Genomic DNA, 21,272 nt, shown 5'->3' with positions numbered 1-21,272 from the left:
AGTAATAAAGTAATAAAGTAATAAAGTAATAAAGTAATAAAGTAATAAAGTAATAAAGTAATATTATGGCTAAGAAGATTTTAATCATTTCATCCAGTCCGCGAAAAGGCGGCAATTCGGATTTGCTTTGCGATGAGTTTATGAAAGGCGCCCTTGAGGCGGGCAATGACGTTGAAAAGATTTTCCTGAAAGATAAAACGGTTCATCCTTGCACCGGATGCAGCGTTTGCAGCATGTATGGCAAGCCTTGTCCGCAGAAAGATGATGCGGCGGAAATCGTAGAAAAGATGATTGCGGCGGATGTGATTGTGATGGCGACTCCTGTTTATTTTTATACCATGTGCGGACAGATGAAAATAATGATTGACCGTTGTTGTGCGCGATATACGGAGATATCCGGTAAAGAATTTTACTTCATTATTGCCGCGGCGGAAAATGACAAGGCGATGATGGAACGTACCGTCGATGGTTTCCGCGGTTTCCTCGACTGCCTGGACGGGGCGGAAGAGAAAGGCGTGGTTTACGGAATAGGGGCTTGGAAGGTCGGGGAGATTAAAAATACTCCGTATATGCGGGAAGCCTGTGAGATGGGCAGGCGGGTATGAGCGCCGGCGTAAAAAAATAAGTCATTTTTAGTAGATAATTATCCTGTTTGTTTGTTCTGCTGCGGAATTGTTCTAATTTTGTAGCAGAACTTTTTGTCTTTGTACGATATCTGTTTAAAAGAAAAGAATGGCATGGGCTATCAAATAACGACTCTCGTGGAGAATTGCGTTTACGGACGCAAGCTGCAAGCGGAACATGGACTTTCCCTTTACATTGAGACACCGGAATCTAAACTGCTTTTCGATACGGGAGCGTCAGACCTGTTAGTCCGCAATGCCCGTCTGCTGCATATCGACCTGCAGGCGGTGGACTACCTGATTCTGTCTCACGGACATAGCGACCATACCGGCGGATTACGCCATTTCCTAGACCTCAACAGCCGGGCGACGGTAATATGCAAACCCGGTATTTTCTCTCCTAAATTTAAAGACGACCGTGAAAACGGGGTGAAACATGCGGAGAATCTCGATTGGTCCCGTTTCCGTTTCATCGAAAAGCGGACGGAACCGGTTCCAGGCGTGGTCCTGTTTCCGGAAATCGCAATCGTAAATCAGGAAGATACCCATTTCGAGCGTTTTTTTGTCCGGGAAGAGAACGGGTGCATTCCCGATACTTTTCAAGACGAACTGGCGTTGGCGTTAGTCGGTCCGGAAGGAGTCTCCATACTTAGCGTCTGTTCCCACCGGGGAATCACGAATATTTTGCATGCCGTCCGGAATGCATTTCCCGGCCTTCCCTGCAATCTGTTGTTGGGAGGTTTCCATATCCATCGGGCGGAAGAGCGGAAATACCGTGCGATTGCAGATTATCTGCGTGAATATCCGCCTCGCCGGATAGGTGTCTGTCATTGTACGGGAGTAGATAAATATGCCCTTTTCTGTAAGGATTTTGGCGATAGAATGTTCTATAATCATACGGGAAAAGTCATTCGGACTGATTTTACGGAATAAATATATATACTAATTGATATGAAAAAACTGATAACTTGTCTGGCGGTAGCTTTTACGGCATTATCCGCTTATGCTGTGACTCCTCTGTGGATGCGTGACGCACGTATCTCACCTGACGGAACCGAGATTGTCTTTTGTTATAAAGGAGATATCTATAAGGTCCCTGCGCGAGGGGGAACGGCTATCCAACTCACGACGCAAGCCTCTTATGAAGCCAGTCCGGTATGGTCTCCCGACGGAAAACAGATTGCGTTCGCCAGTGACCGGAATGGTAATTTCGACCTTTTCGTCATGCCTGCCGACGGAGGAAGCGCCCGGAGGCTGACCTGCCATTCGGTATCCGAAATCCCGTCGGCGTTTACGCCGGACGGAAAATATGTCCTGTTCTCCGCTTCCATCCAGGACCCGGCAAGCAGCGCCCTGTTTCCTACGGGAGCGATGACGGAGTTATACAAAGTGCCCGTGAACGGTGGACGCACCGAACAAGTGTTGGCTACTCCCGCCGAGCTGGTCTGCTTCGATAAAACGGGAAAGAACTTTCTCTATCAGGACCGTAAGGGGTTTGAAGACGAGTGGAGAAAACACCACACTTCATCCGTTACACGGGATATTTGGCTGTACGATACCCGAACCGGAAAACACACGAACCTGACGGACCGGGGAGGGGAAGACCGTAATCCGGTGTATGCGCCTGACGGGAATACGGTCTATTTCCTGAGCGAGCGTAACGGGGGGGCTTTCAATGTCTATGCTTTTCCGTTGGACACGCCCCAGGAAGTAAAAGCCGTAACCGCTTTTAAAACTCATCCGGTACGTTTTCTGTCTGTCAGTGACGAAGGCACATTGTGTTATACCTATGACGGGGAACTTTACACGCAGAAAACCGGTGCGCGTCCGGAAAAGGTGAAGGTGGAACTGGTCCGTGACGACGAAGAACAACTTGCCGCATTTAAATTCTCACAAGGGGCGACTTCCGCTTCCGTGTCTCCGGATGGCAAGCAGGTCGCTTTTATCGTGCGCGGGGATGTGTTTGTGACTTCGACCGACTATGCTACGACCAGGCAAATAACGGATACACCGGCGAAAGAGGCGGCTGTCTCTTTCGCGCCGGACAACCGGACGCTGGTTTATGCCAGTGAACGGACCGGTAACTGGCAGCTTTATACCGCAAAAATCACCCGTAAGGAAGACCCGAATTTTCCTAACGCCACTCTGGTCGAAGAAGAAGTGTTGCTACCTTCCAAAACCGTGGAACGCGCCTATCCGCAGTATTCGCCGGATGGAAAAGAGCTGGCATTCATTGAAGACCGCTGCCGCTTGATGGTGCTCGATTTGAAAACGAAAAAAGTGCGTCAGGTGACGGACGGCTCCACATGGTACAGCACCGGAGGAGGATTTGACTACGAATGGTCGCCCGACGGCAAATGGTTCACCCTCGAATTTATCGGTAACCGCCATGACCCGTATTCGGATATAGGCATTGTCAGCGCGCAGGGAGGAACGATAACCAACCTGACTAACAGCGGGTATATCAGCGGCTCTCCGCGTTGGGTGCTCGATGGAAATGCGATTCTTTTCCAGACTGAACGTTACGGCATGCGCGCACACGCTTCCTGGGGGTCGCAACAGGATGTAATGTTGGTATTCCTCAATCAGGACGCCTATGACCGTTACCGTTTGAGCAAAGAAGATTTCGAATTGCTCAAGGAGTTTGAGAAAGAGCAGAAAAAAGCTAAGGAGAAAGAAGTAAAGAAGGACGACGGTAAAGGAAAGAAAGAAAAGGATGGAAAAGAAACCGGCAAAGATAAGGCGGAAGAAAAACAGCCGGACAGGAAAGATATCGCAGTTGAGCTTGAGGGAATCGAGGACCGTATTGTCCGTCTCACTCCCAACTCCTCCGACTTGGGCAGCGCCATACTTTCGAAAGACGGGGAGAACCTCTATTATTTCTCAGCTTTTGAAGGCGGATATGACCTTTGGAAAATGAATCTTCGCGAAAAAGACACGAAACGCCTGCACAAGCTCAATACGGGGTGGACGTCATTGATGCTGGACAAGAAAGGGGATATCTTCTTATTGGGCGGCAGGAATATGCAGAAGATGGACGCCAAGTCGGATGCTCTGAAACCAATCAGTTACCAGGCAGAGATGAAAATGGATTTGGCGGCCGAACGGGAAGCGATGTTCAACCATGTATATAAACAACACCAAAAGCGTTTCTATAATGTCAATATGCACGGAGTGGACTGGGACGCCATGACCGCTGCCTATCGCAAGTTCTTGCCTCATATTAATAACAATTATGATTTTGCGGAATTGCTGAGCGAATGGTTGGGCGAGTTGAATGTTTCGCATACCGGAGGACGCTATTCTCCCAGAGGTAAAGGAGAGGCCACTTCCAGTCTGGGACTTTTGTTCGATTGGGATTATCAGGGAAAAGGCATGCAAATTGCAGAAGTGGTGGAAAAAGGCCCGTTCGACCATTCGCGTACGAAAGTAAAAGCGGGATGTATCATTGAAAAGATTAACGGAGAAGAGATAACACCTGATAATGACATAACCTGCCTGTTGAATAATAAAGCGGGGAAGAAAACGCTGGTTTCGGTCTATAACCCGCAAAGCAAGGAACGTTGGGAAGAAGTGGTGATGCCGGTCACGAGCGGGCGGCTGAACGGGTTGTTATACAAGCGCTGGGTAAAACAGCGGGCGGCGGACGTTGAGAAATGGTCGAAAGGACGTTTGGGATATGTCCATATCCAATCTATGGGAGATGACAGTTTCCGTACCGTCTATTCGGATATTCTGGGAAAATACAACAACTGCGAAGGAATTGTGATTGATACCCGTTTCAATGGGGGTGGGCGCCTGCACGAGGATATTGAAATCCTGTTCAGCGGCAAGAAATACTTTACACAGGTAATACGCGGACGCGAAGCGTGTGATATGCCGAGCCGCCGTTGGAACAAACCTTCCATTATGCTGCAATGTGAAGCCAATTATTCGAATGCGCACGGGACTCCGTGGGTGTACAAGCATCGGAACATAGGCAAGCTCGTCGGTATGCCCGTTCCGGGAACGATGACAAGCGTGTCTTGGGAAACTCTGCAAGACCCCTCACTGATATTCGGTATTCCGGTCATCGGTTACCGTTTGCCGGACGGCAGCTATCTGGAGAATACGCAGTTGGAGCCGGATGTCAAAGTGGCTAACAGTCCGGAGACTGTAGTCAAAGGAGAAGATACGCAACTGAAAGCGGCGGTGGATGAACTTCTGAAAGAGATAGAGGGCCGGAAAAAGTAAACGGTTCCGGGCCCTTTCATGGCAAAGGTGAATATTTATGATTCCGGATGTCGCAGAAAGTGATTTAATTCCTGTTGTCATAAATATTCATCTGTATAAAGACCGCATTCCCGATAAACATTTAAAGCGATATGCCTATGTTTCCTGTTTCCGAAAAAATAAAGCAGGCCGATGCAATCGTCGTTGCGGACAAAGTGCATCAACCTGCATTTATTCATGAGAGCGGACGGGATTCTAACCGATAAGCGCTAAGATATCTTCCGTAATCTGTTCATCCGTCAGATGGTTGGCGCGCAGAAACTCTTGTATGTCATACCGGTCTGCAAATTCCTTCTTGGCCCCGTAGTTCATCACTTTCATATCGCTGGTCCCGTAGTAACGGGCAATCTTTTCACCGAAGCCGCCGTCCAGCACACCGTCTTCCAGGGTTATCACTAATTCGTGGTTCGCTTTCAGTTCATCCATCAATTCGCTGTCCACGCCAGTGATGTAGCGCGGATTGACAAGTGTGGCGTCAATGCCGGCTTTCTCTTTCAGCAGTGACGCTACCGATTGTCCCAGTCCGAAGAACGAACCCAATGCGAGAATAGCCACTTTCGAGCCGCGGCGGGCGACCTTGTAACGGTTGAGAATGCTGTAATCGGACTCCACCGGCTCACCGCAACTGATTACGTCCGTTGCCGGCACGCGGATAGCGACCGGATGTTCATTCTGGCGGATGCTCCATTCCAACATGGCGATATACTCTTCCTTGCAAGTCGGTGCCAGATAAACCATATTGGGAATGTTGCTGATGAGCGGAATATCGAAGAAACAAAGATGGGTGACATCGTTCATTCCGGACAGCGTACCCCAGAAAACCAGCAGTACGGCAGGATTGTTGTTGATGCAGAGGTCTTGCGAAAGTTGGTCGTACGAGCGTTGGATAAATGTGCTGTACACTCCATAGACGGGTTTTCCGCCGTTGGCGGCAATACCCGAAGCAAGGGCTACCGCATGTTCTTCGGCAATGCCGACATCTACAAACTGCTTGCCCGCTTCCCGACGACGGTCCGGAGTGAATCCCAGGACTGCGGGAGTGCCTGAAGTGATTGCCACTACGCGCGGGTCTTTTTTCATCTTTTTCAGCAAGTACCGGGCGGTAACCTCACTGTAGTCTTCTTCATAACCCGCCTTTGCTTCTCCGGTTTCCGCATCGAACGGAGTGCGCCAGTGATAAGTCTCCTTATCCTGCTCGGCGCGTTCATAACCTTTGCCCTTCAATGTGTTGATGTGCACTACTATCGGATGCCGGATGTCTTTCACTTTAGAGAAGGCCTCAATCAATGCCTGCACGTCGTTGCCTTCATTTACGTACAGGTAATCCAGTCCCATGGCTTTGAAGAAATTGCATTCGCATCGGCCGTTGCTGTCGCGCAGTTCTTTCAGGTTCTTGTATAACCCGCCGTGGTTCTCGGCAATGGACATCTGGTTATCGTTGACGATGATAATCATGTTCGTGCCGAGTTCCGCCGCATAGTCCAGGCCTTCAAACGCTTCCCCTCCGCTCAGAGAACCGTCGCCTATGACAGCTATGATGTTTTCATTGCCTCCTGTGAGGTCGCGTCCTTTTGCCAGTCCGCTTGCCAGGCTGACGGAAGTAGAGGTATGCCCGATTGTGAAGAAGTCATGTTCGCTTTCCTGCGGTTCGGTATAGCCCGATACTTTGTCGTATTCCTCCGGATGAAGGAACGCATCTTTACGGCCGGTCAGCATTTTGTGTACATAACTCTGGTGCGATACGTCGAACACGATTTTGTCTTTGGGCGAATCAAATACGTAGTGAAGGGCGATTGTAGCTTCCACCATTCCGAAATTAGGCCCGAAGTGCCCGCCGTGCTCGCTTAGTTTTCGCAAGAGCGCCACACGGATTTCACTGCTTAGCTCGTTTAACTCTTTTACCTGCAGCTTCTTGACATCTGCGGGTGAATAAATATTTTCCAAATACATATCAAACGTTTTTTGTGAATAACATTTTTACTTTTTTCTTTATGACCCTGCAAAGATACGGCAGGATTTGAAATCTGTTTGTATATGGATTACAGATTATTTTACCCGTATTACAGTTCCCGCCTTTTGAAGAGTGCGTACCGCCTTCATCAGCAGCCGGTTTGACGCCCTGCGGGCAAAAAAGTTAAAGATAATTTGGTAGTTATAAAAACAAACCCCATATTTGCACCCCGAAAACAGGGACAGGCATAAAAATCCTCATCGGAGGGTGCTATAATAAGAAGATTATGGTGCTGGATAAGATGAATGGTGTAAATCATTCGCTTGTCCGGCATTTTTTTATTGTAACCGAAATTGAAGATAAAGAGGATAAAAATATCGACGGGAAAACTATGAAAGAGTTAGATTTGACACAAGGAAGCGTACCGAAAGTACTGTTACGGTTTGCAGTACCTTTCCTGATTGCCAACGTGCTCCAGGCACTTTACGGCGGGGCCGACCTTTTCGTTGTCGGCCAGTATGACGATTCGGCCAATGTGGCTGCCGTGGCTATCGGCAGCCAGGTGATGCAGACAATCACGGGTATCATTCTCGGCATTACCACGGGGACGACGGTGTTGATTGCCATCGCTACCGGAGCCAGGGACGACCGGAAAGTAGCTTTCACTATCGGTTCGTCCGTATGGTTGTTTTCAATTATGGGAGTGTTGCTGACTTTGTTCATGGTGCTTTTTCACGGTCAGATAGCCGAATGGATGCATACTCCCGCCGAGGCTATGTCCGAGACGAAAAGCTATATCCTGGTCTGCTCGACGGGCATCCTGTTCATTGTGGGATATAATGTCGTGTGCGGTATTCTGCGCGGGCTGGGCGACTCCAAAACGCCGCTTTATTTTGTCGGGCTGGCGTGTATGATAAACATAGTCCTCGATTTCATACTGGTAGGCTATTTTCATCTGGGAGCTACGGGAGCGGCTGTGGCTACCATAACCGCGCAAGGTGTCAGTTTCGGAATAGCGCTTTGGTTTTTGTACCGGCACGGGTTCCATTTCGATTTTTCCCGGAAAGATATCCGGTTAAACCGGAACTTATCCAAGAAAATCATGGTACTGGGAGCGCCTATCGCATTACAGGACGCTTTAGTCAATGTCTCATTCCTGATTATCACCGTCATTGTGAATCAGATGGGAGTGATTGCATCCGCTTCTTTGGGCGTGGTTGAGAAACTCATCGTGTTCGCCATGTTGCCGCCGATGGCTATTTCGTCGGCTGTGGCTACCATGACTGCACAGAACTACGGGGCGGGGCTTATTAAGCGGATGAACAAGTGTCTCGCTTCGGGAATAGGGCTTGCGCTTGTATTCGGCATGTCGGTTTGTATCTATTCGCAGTTCCTTCCGGAGACGCTGACCGCATTCTTCACCAAAGACCCTGCGGTGGTGGCTATGGCGGCGGATTATCTGCGCGGATACAGTATCGACTGCATTATCGTAAGTTTCGTGTTCTGTATCAACTCTTATTTCAGCGGACAGGGAAATTCGTTGTTCCCGATGATACACAGCCTGATAGCGACCTTTTTGTTCCGCATACCGCTGTCGTACTGGTTCAGCCGGATAGATAGCTCTTCGCTGTTTGTCATGGGATTTGCCCCTCCTTTATCGACAATGGTGTCCTTGTTGATTTGCATCTGGTATTTGCGGTACACCCGGAAAAGGATTGGTTTGAAAGGCGGGATGATGCCTGCCGCATCTAACTGAGCGGATAGCGGAATATCTGTAATTCGGGTAATGCCTGTTTTATTTTTTACTTGTATTTTTGCGATTGCAGATATCTGCATGAACTTGTAAAAACAATCGGTATGAAACGAATGGCATTATTTGTTGTGGCGGTGTTGGCGGTGTGTATCGCCGTCTGCGCTCAGAAATCTGGGAACTCCGGAGGAAAAAAGGTGTTGGTGGCTTATTTCTCGGCGACGGGAACCACCGAAAAGGTTGCCCGGCAGCTTGCGGAAGCGACCGGAGGCGTTCTCTGTGAAATCCGTCCTGTGAAAGAGTACACTTCGGCGGATTTGGACTGGCGGAATAAATCCTCGCGCAGCAGTGTGGAAATGGCCGATTCGAAGTCGCGTCCGGCTTTTTCCGCAGATTTGGACAATCCGGCCGGTTATGACACTGTTTATATCGGTTTCCCTATCTGGTGGAATCTGGCTCCGAGGATTATCAACACTTTTATGGAGAGTTATGATTTTACCGGCAAGACGCTTATCCCTTTTGCTACGTCGGGCGGAAGCGGTATTTCCAATGCAGGGAAAGATTTGCGGAAGACTTATCCGGACATGAAGTGGCAGGAAGGGAAATTGCTGAATGGCGCTACTGAAGAAGAAATTAAGGAATGGATTAAAAATAAATAAGTTATGAGAAAGAATTTCGGCGCAAAGCCCCTGACTTATCCGCAACCGGTGTTTATCATTGCCACTTATGGCGAGGATGGCACTCCGGATGCCATGAATGCGGCGTGGGGCGGTATTAGTGAAATGAATGAAATCAGCATGTGTCTCAATGCGGACCATAAGACCGTTAAGAACGTTCTGAAACGGGGAGCGTTTACGGTGAGCATGGCGGAAGCCGGTTATGTCGCGGCTTGCGATTACGTAGGTATCGTATCCGGCAATAAAGTCGCCGACAAGTTCGCCAAAGCCGGATTCCATGCCGTTAAGTCGGAGTTTGTGGACGCTCCGTTGATTGACGAGCTGTCTGTGGCAGTGGAATGCAGGTTGAAGGATTACAATGCGGACACCTGCATTCTTCGCGGCGAGATTGTGAATGTGAGTGTAGACGAGCGTGTGCTCGACGAAAACGGTAAGGTAGATGCGGCTAAAGTCTCTCCCATCATTTTTGACCCTTTTAACAATGATTACCTGAAAATCGGAGAGAAGGTGGGGAATGCTTTTTCAGACGGAAAGTCATTGAAGTGATTGCCGGCCGAAAGACTGGTAATCCTTCGGAGAGACGCCTGTTATCTTCTTGAAGATGAGGCTGAAATATTGTACGCTGGGATAGCCTAGCTGCCGGGCGATGGCGGTGGGTGTGCAGTCGGTTTGAAGCAACATCTTTTGAGCTGTTTCCAGCCGTTTGAGCTGGAAATACTCTTCCGGTGTCTTGCCTGTTTCGAATTTCAGCAAATCGTTGAAATAGGCTGCGGAGATGCCCAGCTTTTCCGAGCAATAGCCGGAAGCCGGCAATTTGCCGTTTTGCAGCCTGCCGGATGAGATGTAGTCGTCGAGCAATTTATCCGTCTTTTTCAGGATTGCCCTGTTTTTGTTCTCGCGGGTTATGAACTGGCGTTCATAATAGCGTGTGCAATAATCCAGCAACAGCTCGATGTGCCGTGACAGGATGGTGCTGCTGTGTGTGTCGATGGGATGGTGCAGCTCATCCTCGATATTTTCAAGGCAGCATGTAATTTGGGATGTTTCGCGTTGTGACAGGTGCAACGCTTCTTCTTTGCGGTAGGAGAAAAAGGTGTAGTTCTTGATGTGGTTTTTCAAGGAAGTCCGGAACAACAGGTCGGGATGGAACGCCAGGAGGAATCCTTTGCCGGGCAGCGTGTTGTCCTCGCTCATGCGGAAGATTTCGCCGGGAGTGAGGAATACCATGGTGGCGTTGGAATAATCGTAATATTTCCGTCCGCAACAACAGCAGCCGTCGGGACATTCTTCAATCAGCAGGATGGCGTAGAACTCGAACTTCACGGCGTCTTGTTCCAGATTCGGGTGTTCCAGATTGATGATGCTCACTTGCGGATGCAATGTCTTGCATCCCAGGCACCGGTTACATTCATGTACGGTTTTGAAGTCTAACATTTTCTCTTCCATCACCTGTCCGGTTGTTCTTATAGGTTGTTTTGCATGCGGTACTCGTTGGGAGTGCAGCCTACACGTTTCTTGAATAGGCGGCAAAAGTGTTGCGGGTATTGGAATCCCAGCGAATAAGCTATCCGGCTGACGGTTTCTTTCGTATCCGAGATGCGTTCTTTTGCCAGCTCGATGACCTTTTCCTGAATATACTCCTGCGGCGCCTTACCCGTTTCTTTTTTAAACATATCCCCGAAATAGTTGGGTGAAAGGCAAAGCTTGTCGGCGAAATATTTTACTGTGGGCAATCCGTCTTCTTCGGTGAGCGCTCCTTCGAAATATTCGTCCAGCAATCGTTCGAAACGTGTCAGTACGTCGCGGTTCGCCTTGCTGCGGGTGGCGAACTGGCGCTCGTAAAAACGCATGCAGTAATTGAGAAGTAACTCGATGTGGTTTACAAGCAGGGTCTTGCTGTGTTTGTCCACGCCGTGTTCCAGCTCCATGCGGATGATTCTCAGGCAATCCGTTACAATGCTTCGCTCCTCTTCCGAGAGATGCAGCGCTTCGCTCACCTCATAAGAGAAAAAGGTGTATTTCTTGATATTTTTTCCGAGTGACGTCCCCCGCAACAAATCGGGATGGAAGAGGATGCCGAGTACGTTGACTTGTATCCGGTCGGTAGTCAGGGTGGTCTCCGTAGTCTGTCCGGGAGCGAAACAGACGACCGTACCTTCCTGGTAGTCGTAGGTCTGGCGGCCGTACTTGATGTCACAGGCTTTCTCAAGTTTCAGGTATAGGGCGTAAACGCCGTAATTCCAATGCACATAGTCCATCTGCCGGGTGGCTTTGTTCAAGTCGATGACGCTAATCAACGGGTTTAGCGTTTCAAGGCCATACAGTTGGTTGTACTGGTCTACACTGTTTAAGTGGAGTATCTTTTCCATGGTCGTAACTGTTTAATTTTTATTAAAAATACAGGTCTTCCGGTCATTCAGGAGTTTTCCGGTTACAAAAATAGGGGATAATTCGGATAGTCTTATAACCATAATTACAGATTGTATGACCTTAGTTACGGATTTTATAAGACGAAGTGTTCCGGAATGGCAGGAATCGTGCCGGGCGGCGTGGAGATTCGTTGTCTTGGCCTGCCGGTTTCATCCGGTTGTCCCGGCGAAATTTTTGTAAATCTGTAATTAAGGTTATAACATCCGTAATTTGTCTACATGAAATTTGGCTGATATCCGGTATTTTTGCAGCATGGTACTGAAACAATAAATATGAAATAATATGGATAAACCTAAAAAAAAATGGTTGGCGGGGGTAGTCCTGCTTACAGTATTTCAAGCGCAGGCACAAGTGGGTGATACGATTTCTGCGGACAAGAATTATTCTATTGGCGAGATAGTTGTCACGGGGACACGTAATGAAACCGATATGCGTCATTTGCCGATGACGCTTTCCGTCATAAACCGTGCGCAGATAGAACGCCGTTACGAACCGTCGCTGTTGCCTGTGCTCAACGAGCAGGTGCCGGGTGTATTTGCCACTTCGCGCGGGGTGATGGGATATGGCGTATCGACCGGTGCGGCAGGGGGCATCAATATACGGGGTGTCGGAAACGGGGCGCAAATGATGGTGCTTATCGACGGGCATCCGCAATATATGGGGTTGTTCGGGCATCCTGTTCCGGATGTTTATCAGACCATGCTTGCCGAACGTGTGGAGGTGTTGCGCGGACCTGCTTCCGTGCTTTACGGCTCCAATGCGATGGGCGGTGTCATCAATATCGTGACCCGCAAGCAGAAGGAGGATGATGTGAATACGGCTGTCAATATCGGCGCCGGTTCTTACGGGACGTTACAGGCGGAAGTCACCAACCGGGTGCGGAAAGGACGTTTTAACAGCATTGTTTCCGGTTCGTATAACCGTACTGACGGGCATCGTGCCGATATGGGGTTCGAACAGTACGGAGGGTATGCCAAGTTGGGGTATGATATCACGGACAACTGGAATGTGTACGGTGATGTGAATGTCACTCATTTTAACGCTTCCAATCCGGGGACGGTATCCGCACCGCTGTTTGATAATGATTCCCGCATTACGAGGGGGATGGCTTCGTTTGCCTTGCAAAACAATTATGAAAAGACATCGGGGTCTGTCAGCTTCTTTTATAATTGGGGGCGTCATAAGATTGACGACGGTTATTATGCAGGAGGGACTCCGCAAACTTCCTTGTTCAATTCTAAAGATTTGATGATGGGAGTGTCCTGGTATCAGAGCGCGACGCTTTTTGCCGGTAACCGGTTGACGTTCGGTTTCGATTACCAGCATTTTGGCGGCGAATCGTGGAACAAGGTGATAGCTACCGGAGAGAAAAAGGCGGGAGTGGACAAAAAGCAGGACGAGTTTGCGGGATATGTGGATTTTCGCCAGGATTTCGGCACGTGGCTTTCGTTGAATGCCGGGCTCCGCATAGACCGTCATTCTCACGTGGGGACGGAATTTGTGCCGCAGGGAGGCTTGGCGTTTCACCTTCCGAAAAACGCTGAGTTGAAGGCAATGGTGAGCAAAGGTTTCCGCAATCCTACCATCCGCGAGATGTATATGTTTTCACCGCAGAACCCGGATTTGAAGCCTGAACGGCTGATGAATTATGAGCTGTCTTTTACCCAACATTTGCTGGACGGCGCTTTGCGCTATGGAGCGAACCTCTATTATATCAACGGGGATAACATCATTGTTTTGAACCCGGCTGTTCCCCGTTATTTCAATTCGGGCGGGATAGAGAATTGGGGCGTCGAGGCGAACATCGGTTATCGTATCGATTCTCATTGGAGCGCTAATGCTAATTATAGCTGGTTACGTATGGAAAATCCCGTGCTTGCCGCTCCGGAACACAAGCTTTATGCTGGGGTGGACTTCACGCGGAAACGTTGGGACGTGTCCACCGGAGTGCAGTATGTCAAAGGTCTTTATACTTCGGTAAAGACGGATGGACGTGGAACGGAGGCGACGGAAGATTTCGTCCTTTGGAATGTCCGGGGCAGTTACCGTTTGTGCAAGTATGTTTCGTTTTATATGAAGGCTGAGAATTTACTGGCGCAGCGTTACGAAATCATGGCGGGGTATCCCATGCCGAAAGCTACTTTTATGGGAGGAATGAGTATTAACTTTTAAAATCAACAGGGTATGAAACGAATGAATTGTATGCGTGCGGCTTTATGTTTGCTGGCTGTATTGGCGGGGACGGCTTACGTGCTCGCGCAGGGGCGTACGGCGGGGGAGGAAGGTAAGGATGTCGTTCTTCCGAAAGTGTATTTGTTTAAGGAGATTTCCTCCGAGAATCTTGTGAAAATCTATAGGGCTTTGGGACGTGAGGCGAAAGGACGGGTGGCTGTGAAACTTTCTACGGGCGAACCGGGTGGGCATAATTTCCTGCAACCGGAACTTATCAGGAATCTGGTGCAAACCGTGAACGGTACGATTGTGGAATGCAATACGGCTTACGGTGGCGGCAGAGCTGATACGGAAAGCCATCTGAAAGCGGCTGAGGAGCACGGTTTCACGAAGATAGCCAAGGTGGATATCATGGATGCCGACGGCGAAGTGGCTCTTCCGGTCAAGGGCGGCAAACATCTGAAAGAGGATTTTGTGGGGAAGAATTACCTGAATTATGATTTTACTGTCGTATTGTCTCATTTCAAGGGGCATGCGATGGGGGGATTCGGCGGTGCGATTAAAAATATCTCAATAGGTATCGCTTCTTCTAAGGGCAAAGCATGGATTCATTCTGCCGGAAAATCGAAAAACCAAGCCGAGGTGTGGAGCAATCTTCCGCCGCAAGATGATTTCCTGGAATCCATGACGGAAGCCGCTAAGGCTATTGTCGACCATTGCGGAGAGAATATCCTTTATATCAATGTGGCTAACAATCTGTCTGTCGATTGTGACTGCGACTCGTCTCCCGAAGAGCCGAAAATGGGGGATATAGGTATTCTTGCTTCGCTCGACCCCGTTGCATTGGACCGGGCTTGTACGGATTTGGTACGTTCTTCCAAGGAGCATGGCAAGATACATTTGATTGAGCGCATTGATTCTCGCCACGGCATGCATACGCTGGAATATGCCGAACAGCTCGGCATGGGAAGCCAGAAATACGAGTTGGTCGAGCTCGACTAGCCATTTCCGAGTGGGAATGTCCGATGCCGGAAGGTGGCAGGGATTAGCATAGTAAACTGACGGAACACACGGATTGATTCCTGCCTATGGGCTGGTTCCTTGCAATCATGTGTTGACAAGGAAAGGCAGGAATATCCCGTTGTTCTTGGAAACAAATTTTATTCATTCGGTTTTTGAATCGCAGTGTGATGTGCCATTTATTAAAAGTAAGGAGCGTTTTCGTTATCTTGTTCCATTCTTCTTTCTATGATTAATCAATTGCATTGCAGGAATTAATTCGTTCCACAGATGTTGTCGTTGCGTTCCACATCTGTTTCCCTTCCGTTCCACAATTGTTATCCTTTCGTTCCATATCTGTGGAACGAACCGCACACCGCAATCAAATTATCTGTTTGTTACTGCCGGGGGATATGACAATAAGGCAGCCTGTTAGCTTCCAGCCTGTAAATTTCAGGGCAACTGTATTTGGGGAAGTTATAAGGAACGGTTCAAGAGTGCCGGTTTCATAGTAACCGTGAAGAATAATCTGTCATAGCATAAAAGGAAATTCCGTTTATGTATCGGCGGGATTCCGATTTTTGAATGGTTCCAGGATGAAATTTTGGGAGTTCAGAGGAAAAAACAGGATGTAGGATGTATTCTGAAAGGAGAGGAGGACAAATCTGGCCGATTCCGCTATCGAAGATGCCGGGTGGGTTTTGTTCGCCTTTAACCATATATGTCCCGTTTTTTATGGAGTGATAAAATAAAAGGGGCATATTTAACATAGAAATGCAGAGAGTTTTTTACTTTTGCAATATGTTATATTATAGAAAAAATATTATCGGAACTTTTTATCTATCTAAGGAGTTTCAATTAAGAGTTTCTTTTTGAAATATGTCCGAAAGTATTCCACAATTTTATAAAAGAATCCGGCGTTGTGACCCTCAACTGGGTACAACTTACTCTAAGGAGAAACCCTATTTCAATGTTCTCTCCCGGCAATGTAATTTCGGGACAGTACAATTCAGCTACAGAGATTTTTATAAAGTCACATTGATTATGGGTGTGGGAAAACTATATTATGCGGATAAATGGATTTTAGTAAATCGCCCTGCTATGTTATTTTCCAATCCTTTAGTTCCTTATGCTTGGGAATCAATCAGTGAAGAACAGAAAGGGATGTTTTGTATATTTAATGAGCAATTTGTACAGTCAGAAGAAAAAACAGTTCTTTAGCCAATAGTCCATTATTCAAAGTAACGGGAGATAAAGTTTTCTTCTTGGATGATACGCAAACTACCAAAGTGTTGGATATATATGCCAAAATGCAGGAAGAATACCAGTCAGGCTATGTAAACAAATATGATGTTTTACGTTGTTATCTTCATTTATTGATACATACGGCTTTGAAAATGCAGGGGTCGAACAAATATGAATCACATCCGAATGCTTCGCAACGTATTACCGAATTATTCATAGAATTATTGGATAGACAATTTCCTGTTGATTATCCGCATTCAGTATTGAGTTTGCGTACTCCTGCCGATTATGCAAACCGTTTGTCTATACACGTTAATCATTTAAATAAAGTGGTAAAAGATACTACTGGAAAAACTACCTCTACAATGATTGCGGAAAGGATAATCAAAGAATGTACTCAGTATTTATTACATAGTAATCTTTCTATTTCAGAAATTGCTTATTGTTTGGGATTTGAAAACATTGCCTATTTCAGTAAATTCTATCGTAAGCACATAGGAAAATCGCCAAGCGAAATTAGAGAGCAACAATTATTTGATTTGTGCAAATGATGCTTTGAATTGTGTTAATCAGCCATATTTCCATTACCTAATTTTGTACTGACTAAAGAATATGAATAATGAAGTACAGAAAATTAGGCAAAACAGAAGTAAACCTTTCCGCTATCGGATTGGGTTGTATGGGAATGAGTGCTGCGTATGGAGTAGCCGATGAAAAAGAAAGTATTAAGACATTGCATCGTGCTTTAGAACTTGGTATTAATTTTTGGGATACTGCGGATGTGTATGGAAATGGTGCAAATGAGGAATTGCTATCTAAAGCATTAATAGAAAAAAGAAATCAGATTTTTATTGCAACAAAATTTGGTTTTCGCTTACGCAATAGCCGGGGTAGTGTGTTCGCTGGCGGTGAAAGTTATGTGGATGCTTCTCCAAGATATGTAAAACAAGCTGTAGAGAACAGTTTGAGAAGATTAAATATCGAAACTATAGACTTGTATTATGCGCATCGGATTGACCCCACAATACCAATCGAAGAAACAGTTGAAACTATGGCAGAGTTGGTAAAAGAGGGCAAGGTACGCTATTTGGGACTAAGTGAATGTTCTCCCGAATCATTGAAAAGAGCTTGTACGGTTCATCCTATATCTGCAGTTGAAAGTGAATATTCTTTATTAACGCATGATGTCGAAAAAGAAATTTTGCCATTGACAAAAGAATTAGGGGTAACTTTAGTTCCATTTTCACCGTTAGGCAGAGGTTTAGTAACAAATACTATCAACGTAGATGCATTGGGAGAACATGATTTCCGCAAGCATTTGCCACGTTATAACGGTCAGCATTGGGAAAATAATCAAAAACTGGCTATTGAAATTGCGGAAATAGCAGAAAGTAAAGGAATAACTCCAGCTCAACTTGCTTTAGCTTGGATATTGGCACAAGGGGAAAATATAATTCCTATTCCGGGAACTAAACGGATTAAATATTTAGAGGAAAATGCAAAAGCGGTAGATGTAAATCTATCAACGGAAGATATTTCTAATATAGAACTTCTTTTAAAGAAATATCCTGATATTGGTAACAGATACAATGAATATGATTTTCAGTTTGTGAATAAATAGCTTATTAAAACAAGGAAGTTCTACCACATTGGTAGGACTTCTTTCTATAATTCCCATAATGGATAATTTGTTGGAACAGAGATTCTTCCGATTGTTATCGGAATACTCGTAACATAAAGTTTCTGCATCCGATTTACAGAAGCTATTGAAGAACAACTGGCTACCCATTTAGCCGGTTTCAGTATTAATGAACAGGATGACAGCGTTTTATTACGTTATTTTTCTTCGGCTTGTATCGTCTTAAATCGGCAACCGTAGAGAGGAACCCACAGGAGAAAGGAAAATTCAGGCTGTACATTAACGGAATACCCATACTCGGATGGTTCAGGATGAAATTCAAAGAGCTCAAAGAAAAGCTGGGTGTAAGCCACATACCAAAAAGAGGAAAATATTCCAAAGAGGGGGTTAAGAATGTAATTCTGTGGCAGAAATAGAATGAACAAGTATATAGCTTTAAAGAGTTAAAGATTTCTCTTTATTTGCTATATACCATTACTTTACATAAATTTATAGCGGTTAAACAAATTCTAATTAGTCATGAACCCTAAATTAATTCTGCTTTCACTGATTTGGTTAGGCATATGTAGCTGTAATAGTAGTCAAGTCATAACAAATCAGTCTTCCGTTAAAACAGTAGAAGAGTATGTTGAAAGCAACGAGTTTATTGATGTCATTCCTGAAGAAATGACATAAGCGACCTTTCATTCTAAACAAGATGAAATTTACTTTGCCAACTGATTAAATGTTTAATAAATATACTCAATAAGGATGTATCGTATGAAAATGGATATTTTGTTATGTATATTGACATTTTGCACATTTGTTATTAGCTGCACAAATAAGCCTAAACAAGAAGAGGCTTCACAAGCTCCTATAAACAATGCGGTTGGAATAAATGATACACTGGGACTTTCTTTACACCCTGAATCCCCAGTCTATTCCACAAAACAGAAACAAGTCACTTTCGTATTGCACAATAATAGTGGTACTGATATTGGCTTTGGAGGATATTACAGCTACACTTATGAGGATGAAAAAGGAATATGGAGGGATGTTCCTATGCAGCTTGTTGTATTTGATGAAGAAATTGTACTATGGCAAGGCAATAAATATTATTACAATGCAGAATTGTTCAGGCATACTCCTGGTCGTTATCGTTTTTTCCTAACAGTAAGAAGATATAGCAAAGAATATACTTTAATGACTGAATTTCAATTACAAGATAATATGGTTGAACTTTTCAAAAGATATCCCTATAGTCAGTTGAATGATACTTTATTGCCGCCGGAAGAAGAAGCCGTTTACCCACCAATCTATAATGTAATCGACCAAATGCCCGAATTTCCCGGTGGTGTGGATAAATTGTTACAATTCATCAATGATAATATGAAATATCCAACCAAAGCACAAACGGAAGGAATACAAGGAAGGGTTATAGTTCAGTTTATTGTAGATGAAAACGGTTACATAATAGAACCTAACATAGTGAAAAGTGTTGAGCCTTCTTTAGATAATGAGGCACTACGTCTGATAAAAATGTTTCCTCAATGGAAGCCCGGCACACTAAAAGGGAAAGCAGTAAAGGTGAAATATACAGTTCCAGTAGCTTTTGAACTCAAATAATAGCAATTATGAAATATTTATTACTCATATCATTAATGCTGCTTTATTCTTACCGTTCCGTTACTTCAAAAAAAACATCACTGTTTTTTATATTGTTTATACTTGACTTCTATCCTTCCATTACTTTAAAAGGACAAGAAAACAAAACAGACAGTATTTCTTTGCGTAAGAATATGGAAATGCGCTTAGACAGTATTTGGCGTAAAGAGAACATCTGGAATCTTGGTGTAGCTAAAATAACGGGAGAACCTATTAAAGATTTATCAACTATAGAAGCCCCCAAATGGGCAAAATGGAATTATAATTTAGAAGAATATTTTGTTTCTCAGATGAAGTACCCGGTACATTTGTTGAGAAAGAACCAAGCTGGATATTCTGTAGCCATGTTCTCTCTTGATACATTAGGTTTGCCACGTACAATTAATATTTTAGTGACAGTCCATAAAAATTTTGATAAGGAAGTTATTAGGCTTATCCGAGAACTTCTCCACTGTTTACCATGTCGGGATAACAATGGCAAGCGAATGGAATGTCTTTACACGGTATATGTTCCATTTTTACCACAGCGATATAAAGATAGAGTAATAACCGATAGTATAGCGGAAAAAGAGTTAAAGCATTGCTTTGTGGAATGGGAAGAACAAGCGAGTTTTCAAGACGGGAAACTATGGTCGGCTCAAAACTATATTTACCAAAACCTTACGTATGATACCAGTTTGTTAGGAGAGCAACAAAAAGCCAAAGGAGTGTATAAAGTACATATTGATTCATACGGGGAGATAAAAGAAGCGAAAACGCTAAGAAGGGATATATTCAGTAAGAGCCTGTTTAAATTTTCTCTTTTAAGCTAAAGAGAGTGTTTCTTCTTTCCTTGAAAATGCTTATTTTTAGTTACCACACTATTCAACGGATTTAGAAGAAACACAATGGGAAGTTATCAAGAAAATCTTGAATTTGCAAGACCGGAAGCGAAAATATGATTTACGCGAAATATGGAATGCTATTTTCTATGTAGTGAAAACAGGCTGCCAGTGGCGTATGCTCCCCTCTGGCTTTGCTCCTTGGGAGTTGGTTTATTACTATTTTAGCAAATGGTCTTCTTTAGGTGAATTTGACTTGTTATTGAATAACTTACGAGAAAAAGTACGTATAAAAATGGGGCAAAAAGCAGAAGCTAGCCTAGGTATCATGGATAGTCAAAGTGTACGTTGGGGTGATAACCGTTTTCTTAACCGTATTGACGGCAATAAGAAAGTGAAAGGCATTAAACGTCATGTGGTAGTAGATAAAAATGGTTTCCTACTTGCCGTTATGGTGACAACGGCTTGTGTACATGACAGCAAGGCTGCTTATCTGTTGGCAAGATGCCTCAAGGAACTTTGTTGTAATATCAAACTAATATTGGCAGATGCCGGATATTGGGGAGAAATAGCCGAAAAGATTAAAAATGCTTTTGGATATATTCTTAAAGTCATCGCCAGTGGTGATAAAGTAAAAGGCTTTAAACCAATAGGTAAAAGGTGGATTGTAGAAAGAAGCTTTTCATGATTTGACAATTATAGAAAACTCTGCCGAAACTATGAATTAACATTTGATTCGGCAGAGGAAATGGGCACTGTCCACAATTTTGTGTAAATGTAAACGGGATTCAGTTATAAGTTTTCTTATATCTGAATTCTGTTTTCAAAAATAAGCATAAATTGATTCATAATTAATCCCCAATTAGTAATCGGCATCGTCCATTTTTTCTCAATCTCCATCAGAGAAAGGTATCCCATTTTCTTCACAGCATCATCTGAAGGGAATGAAAGCTTTGATTTAGTGTACTTTCTTATTTTCCCATTCAGATTTTCAATGAGGTTTGTTGTGTAGATTATTTTCCTGATTTCCAATGGGAACTGGAAGAAAA

General features: G+C 45.1%; 15 protein-coding genes and 3 pseudogenes. 14 read left to right on the top strand and 4 right to left on the bottom strand.

Annotation, left to right across the window (positions count from 1 at the left end):
• Positions 1-65: 65 nt before the first annotated feature.
• From Q5076_RS15995 to Q5076_RS15985, 3 genes are all read left to right on the top strand, one after another.
• Positions 66-605, top strand: a complete 540-nt coding sequence (locus Q5076_RS15995; protein ID WP_303014614.1) for a flavodoxin family protein — start codon at positions 66-68, stop codon at positions 603-605.
• Between the two features lie 132 nt (positions 606-737).
• Positions 738-1,556, top strand: coding sequence for an MBL fold metallo-hydrolase (locus tag Q5076_RS15990; RefSeq protein WP_303014613.1), 819 nt, complete (start codon positions 738-740; stop codon positions 1,554-1,556).
• A gap of 18 nt (positions 1,557-1,574) precedes the next feature.
• Positions 1,575-4,856 carry a S41 family peptidase gene (locus tag Q5076_RS15985; RefSeq protein ID WP_303014612.1) on the top strand — a complete coding sequence of 1,094 codons (3,282 nt, stop codon included), beginning with the start codon at positions 1,575-1,577 and terminating at the stop codon, positions 4,854-4,856.
• A 234-nt stretch (positions 4,857-5,090) separates the two neighbouring features.
• Here Q5076_RS15985 and Q5076_RS15980 read toward each other — a convergent pair whose 3' ends face one another.
• A complete protein-coding gene (locus tag Q5076_RS15980; protein WP_303014611.1) occupies positions 5,091-6,845 on the bottom strand; it encodes a 1-deoxy-D-xylulose-5-phosphate synthase in 1,755 nt (584 codons plus the stop codon).
• 392 nt (positions 6,846-7,237) lie between these two features.
• Here Q5076_RS15980 and Q5076_RS15975 point away from each other — a divergent pair, with 392 nt between their 5' ends.
• The 3 genes from Q5076_RS15975 (at position 7,238) to Q5076_RS15965 (ending at position 9,819) form a co-directional block, all read left to right on the top strand.
• Positions 7,238-8,602 (top strand): MATE family efflux transporter, encoded by a 1,365-nt coding sequence (locus Q5076_RS15975; RefSeq protein WP_303014616.1) that lies wholly within the window; start codon positions 7,238-7,240, stop codon positions 8,600-8,602.
• A gap of 101 nt (positions 8,603-8,703) precedes the next feature.
• Positions 8,704-9,255: a flavodoxin gene (locus Q5076_RS15970; RefSeq protein ID WP_303014609.1), complete on the top strand. Its 552-nt coding sequence runs from the start codon at positions 8,704-8,706 to the stop codon at positions 9,253-9,255.
• A gap of 3 nt (positions 9,256-9,258) precedes the next feature.
• The gene (locus tag Q5076_RS15965; protein ID WP_303014608.1) at positions 9,259-9,819 is read left to right on the top strand and encodes a flavin reductase family protein; all 561 of its coding nucleotides are present in this window, start codon (positions 9,259-9,261) and stop codon (positions 9,817-9,819) included.
• On the opposite strand, the gene Q5076_RS15960 is transcribed toward Q5076_RS15965, so the two are convergent.
• Together Q5076_RS15960 and Q5076_RS15955 are read right to left on the bottom strand one after the other, a co-directional pair.
• The gene (locus tag Q5076_RS15960; protein ID WP_303014615.1) at positions 9,808-10,707 is read right to left on the bottom strand and encodes an AraC family transcriptional regulator; all 900 of its coding nucleotides are present in this window, start codon (positions 10,705-10,707) and stop codon (positions 9,808-9,810) included. The two genes, Q5076_RS15965 and Q5076_RS15960, sit on opposite strands and share 12 nt — an antisense overlap.
• Before the next feature lie 29 nt (positions 10,708-10,736).
• Positions 10,737-11,642, bottom strand: a complete 906-nt coding sequence (locus Q5076_RS15955; protein WP_303014606.1) for an AraC family transcriptional regulator — start codon at positions 11,640-11,642, stop codon at positions 10,737-10,739.
• A gap of 343 nt (positions 11,643-11,985) precedes the next feature.
• Between Q5076_RS15955 and Q5076_RS15950 the strand changes: the two genes are divergently transcribed.
• The 8 genes and pseudogenes from Q5076_RS15950 to Q5076_RS15915 form a co-directional block, all read left to right on the top strand.
• On the top strand, positions 11,986-13,875 hold the full coding sequence (locus tag Q5076_RS15950) for a TonB-dependent siderophore receptor (protein WP_303014604.1): 1,890 nt from the start codon (positions 11,986-11,988) through the stop codon (positions 13,873-13,875).
• Between the two features lie 12 nt (positions 13,876-13,887).
• Positions 13,888-14,877, top strand: a complete 990-nt coding sequence (locus tag Q5076_RS15945) for a DUF362 domain-containing protein (RefSeq protein WP_303014603.1) — start codon at positions 13,888-13,890, stop codon at positions 14,875-14,877.
• 876 nt (positions 14,878-15,753) lie between these two features.
• Positions 15,754-16,670: pseudogene (locus tag Q5076_RS15940) on the top strand (helix-turn-helix domain-containing protein).
• Between the two features lie 68 nt (positions 16,671-16,738).
• Positions 16,739-17,740, top strand: coding sequence for an aldo/keto reductase (locus Q5076_RS15935; protein ID WP_303014601.1), 1,002 nt, complete (start codon positions 16,739-16,741; stop codon positions 17,738-17,740).
• Between the two features lie 58 nt (positions 17,741-17,798).
• Positions 17,799-18,018 (top strand): annotated as a pseudogene (locus Q5076_RS15930) (hypothetical protein); the annotation flags it as partial.
• A 499-nt stretch (positions 18,019-18,517) separates the two neighbouring features.
• The gene (locus Q5076_RS15925; RefSeq protein WP_303014600.1) at positions 18,518-19,363 is read left to right on the top strand and encodes an energy transducer TonB; all 846 of its coding nucleotides are present in this window, start codon (positions 18,518-18,520) and stop codon (positions 19,361-19,363) included.
• An 8-nt stretch (positions 19,364-19,371) separates the two neighbouring features.
• Positions 19,372-20,214, top strand: a complete 843-nt coding sequence (locus tag Q5076_RS15920) for an energy transducer TonB (protein WP_303014599.1) — start codon at positions 19,372-19,374, stop codon at positions 20,212-20,214.
• Between the two features lie 64 nt (positions 20,215-20,278).
• A pseudogene (locus Q5076_RS15915) lies at positions 20,279-20,911 on the top strand (IS5 family transposase); the annotation flags it as partial.
• Positions 20,912-21,027: 116 nt separating this feature from the next.
• Here Q5076_RS15915 and Q5076_RS15910 read toward each other — a convergent pair.
• Positions 21,028-21,272: transposase (locus Q5076_RS15910; RefSeq protein WP_303014598.1), on the bottom strand; the 245-nt coding region annotated here is incomplete at its 5' end.

It is taken from the genome of uncultured Bacteroides sp., assembly GCF_958445495.1.
GTDB lineage: Bacteria > Bacteroidota > Bacteroidia > Bacteroidales > Bacteroidaceae > Bacteroides.
Note: the sequence above shows the minus strand (reverse complement) of the source record. Positions and strands in the feature narration are given on the sequence as shown.

What these genes read in the sequence shown, in the direction of transcription:
- Q5076_RS15995 (WP_303014614.1), top strand. Translation starts at nt 66, where the DNA reads ATGGCTAAGAAGATTTTAATCATTTCATCCAGTCCGCGAAAAGGCGGC.
- Q5076_RS15990 (WP_303014613.1), top strand. Translation starts at nt 738, where the DNA reads ATGGGCTATCAAATAACGACTCTCGTGGAGAATTGCGTTTACGGACGC.
- Q5076_RS15985 (WP_303014612.1), top strand. Translation starts at nt 1,575, where the DNA reads ATGAAAAAACTGATAACTTGTCTGGCGGTAGCTTTTACGGCATTATCC.
- Q5076_RS15980 (WP_303014611.1), bottom strand. Translation starts at nt 6,845, where the DNA reads ATGTATTTGGAAAATATTTATTCACCCGCAGATGTCAAGAAGCTGCAG.
- Q5076_RS15975 (WP_303014616.1), top strand. Translation starts at nt 7,238, where the DNA reads ATGAAAGAGTTAGATTTGACACAAGGAAGCGTACCGAAAGTACTGTTA.
- Q5076_RS15970 (WP_303014609.1), top strand. Translation starts at nt 8,704, where the DNA reads ATGAAACGAATGGCATTATTTGTTGTGGCGGTGTTGGCGGTGTGTATC.
- Q5076_RS15965 (WP_303014608.1), top strand. Translation starts at nt 9,259, where the DNA reads ATGAGAAAGAATTTCGGCGCAAAGCCCCTGACTTATCCGCAACCGGTG.
- Q5076_RS15960 (WP_303014615.1), bottom strand. Translation starts at nt 10,707, where the DNA reads ATGTTAGACTTCAAAACCGTACATGAATGTAACCGGTGCCTGGGATGC.
- Q5076_RS15955 (WP_303014606.1), bottom strand. Translation starts at nt 11,642, where the DNA reads ATGGAAAAGATACTCCACTTAAACAGTGTAGACCAGTACAACCAACTG.
- Q5076_RS15950 (WP_303014604.1), top strand. Translation starts at nt 11,986, where the DNA reads ATGGATAAACCTAAAAAAAAATGGTTGGCGGGGGTAGTCCTGCTTACA.
- Q5076_RS15945 (WP_303014603.1), top strand. Translation starts at nt 13,888, where the DNA reads ATGAAACGAATGAATTGTATGCGTGCGGCTTTATGTTTGCTGGCTGTA.
- Q5076_RS15935 (WP_303014601.1), top strand. Translation starts at nt 16,739, where the DNA reads ATGAAGTACAGAAAATTAGGCAAAACAGAAGTAAACCTTTCCGCTATC.
- Q5076_RS15925 (WP_303014600.1), top strand. Translation starts at nt 18,518, where the DNA reads ATGAAAATGGATATTTTGTTATGTATATTGACATTTTGCACATTTGTT.
- Q5076_RS15920 (WP_303014599.1), top strand. Translation starts at nt 19,372, where the DNA reads ATGAAATATTTATTACTCATATCATTAATGCTGCTTTATTCTTACCGT.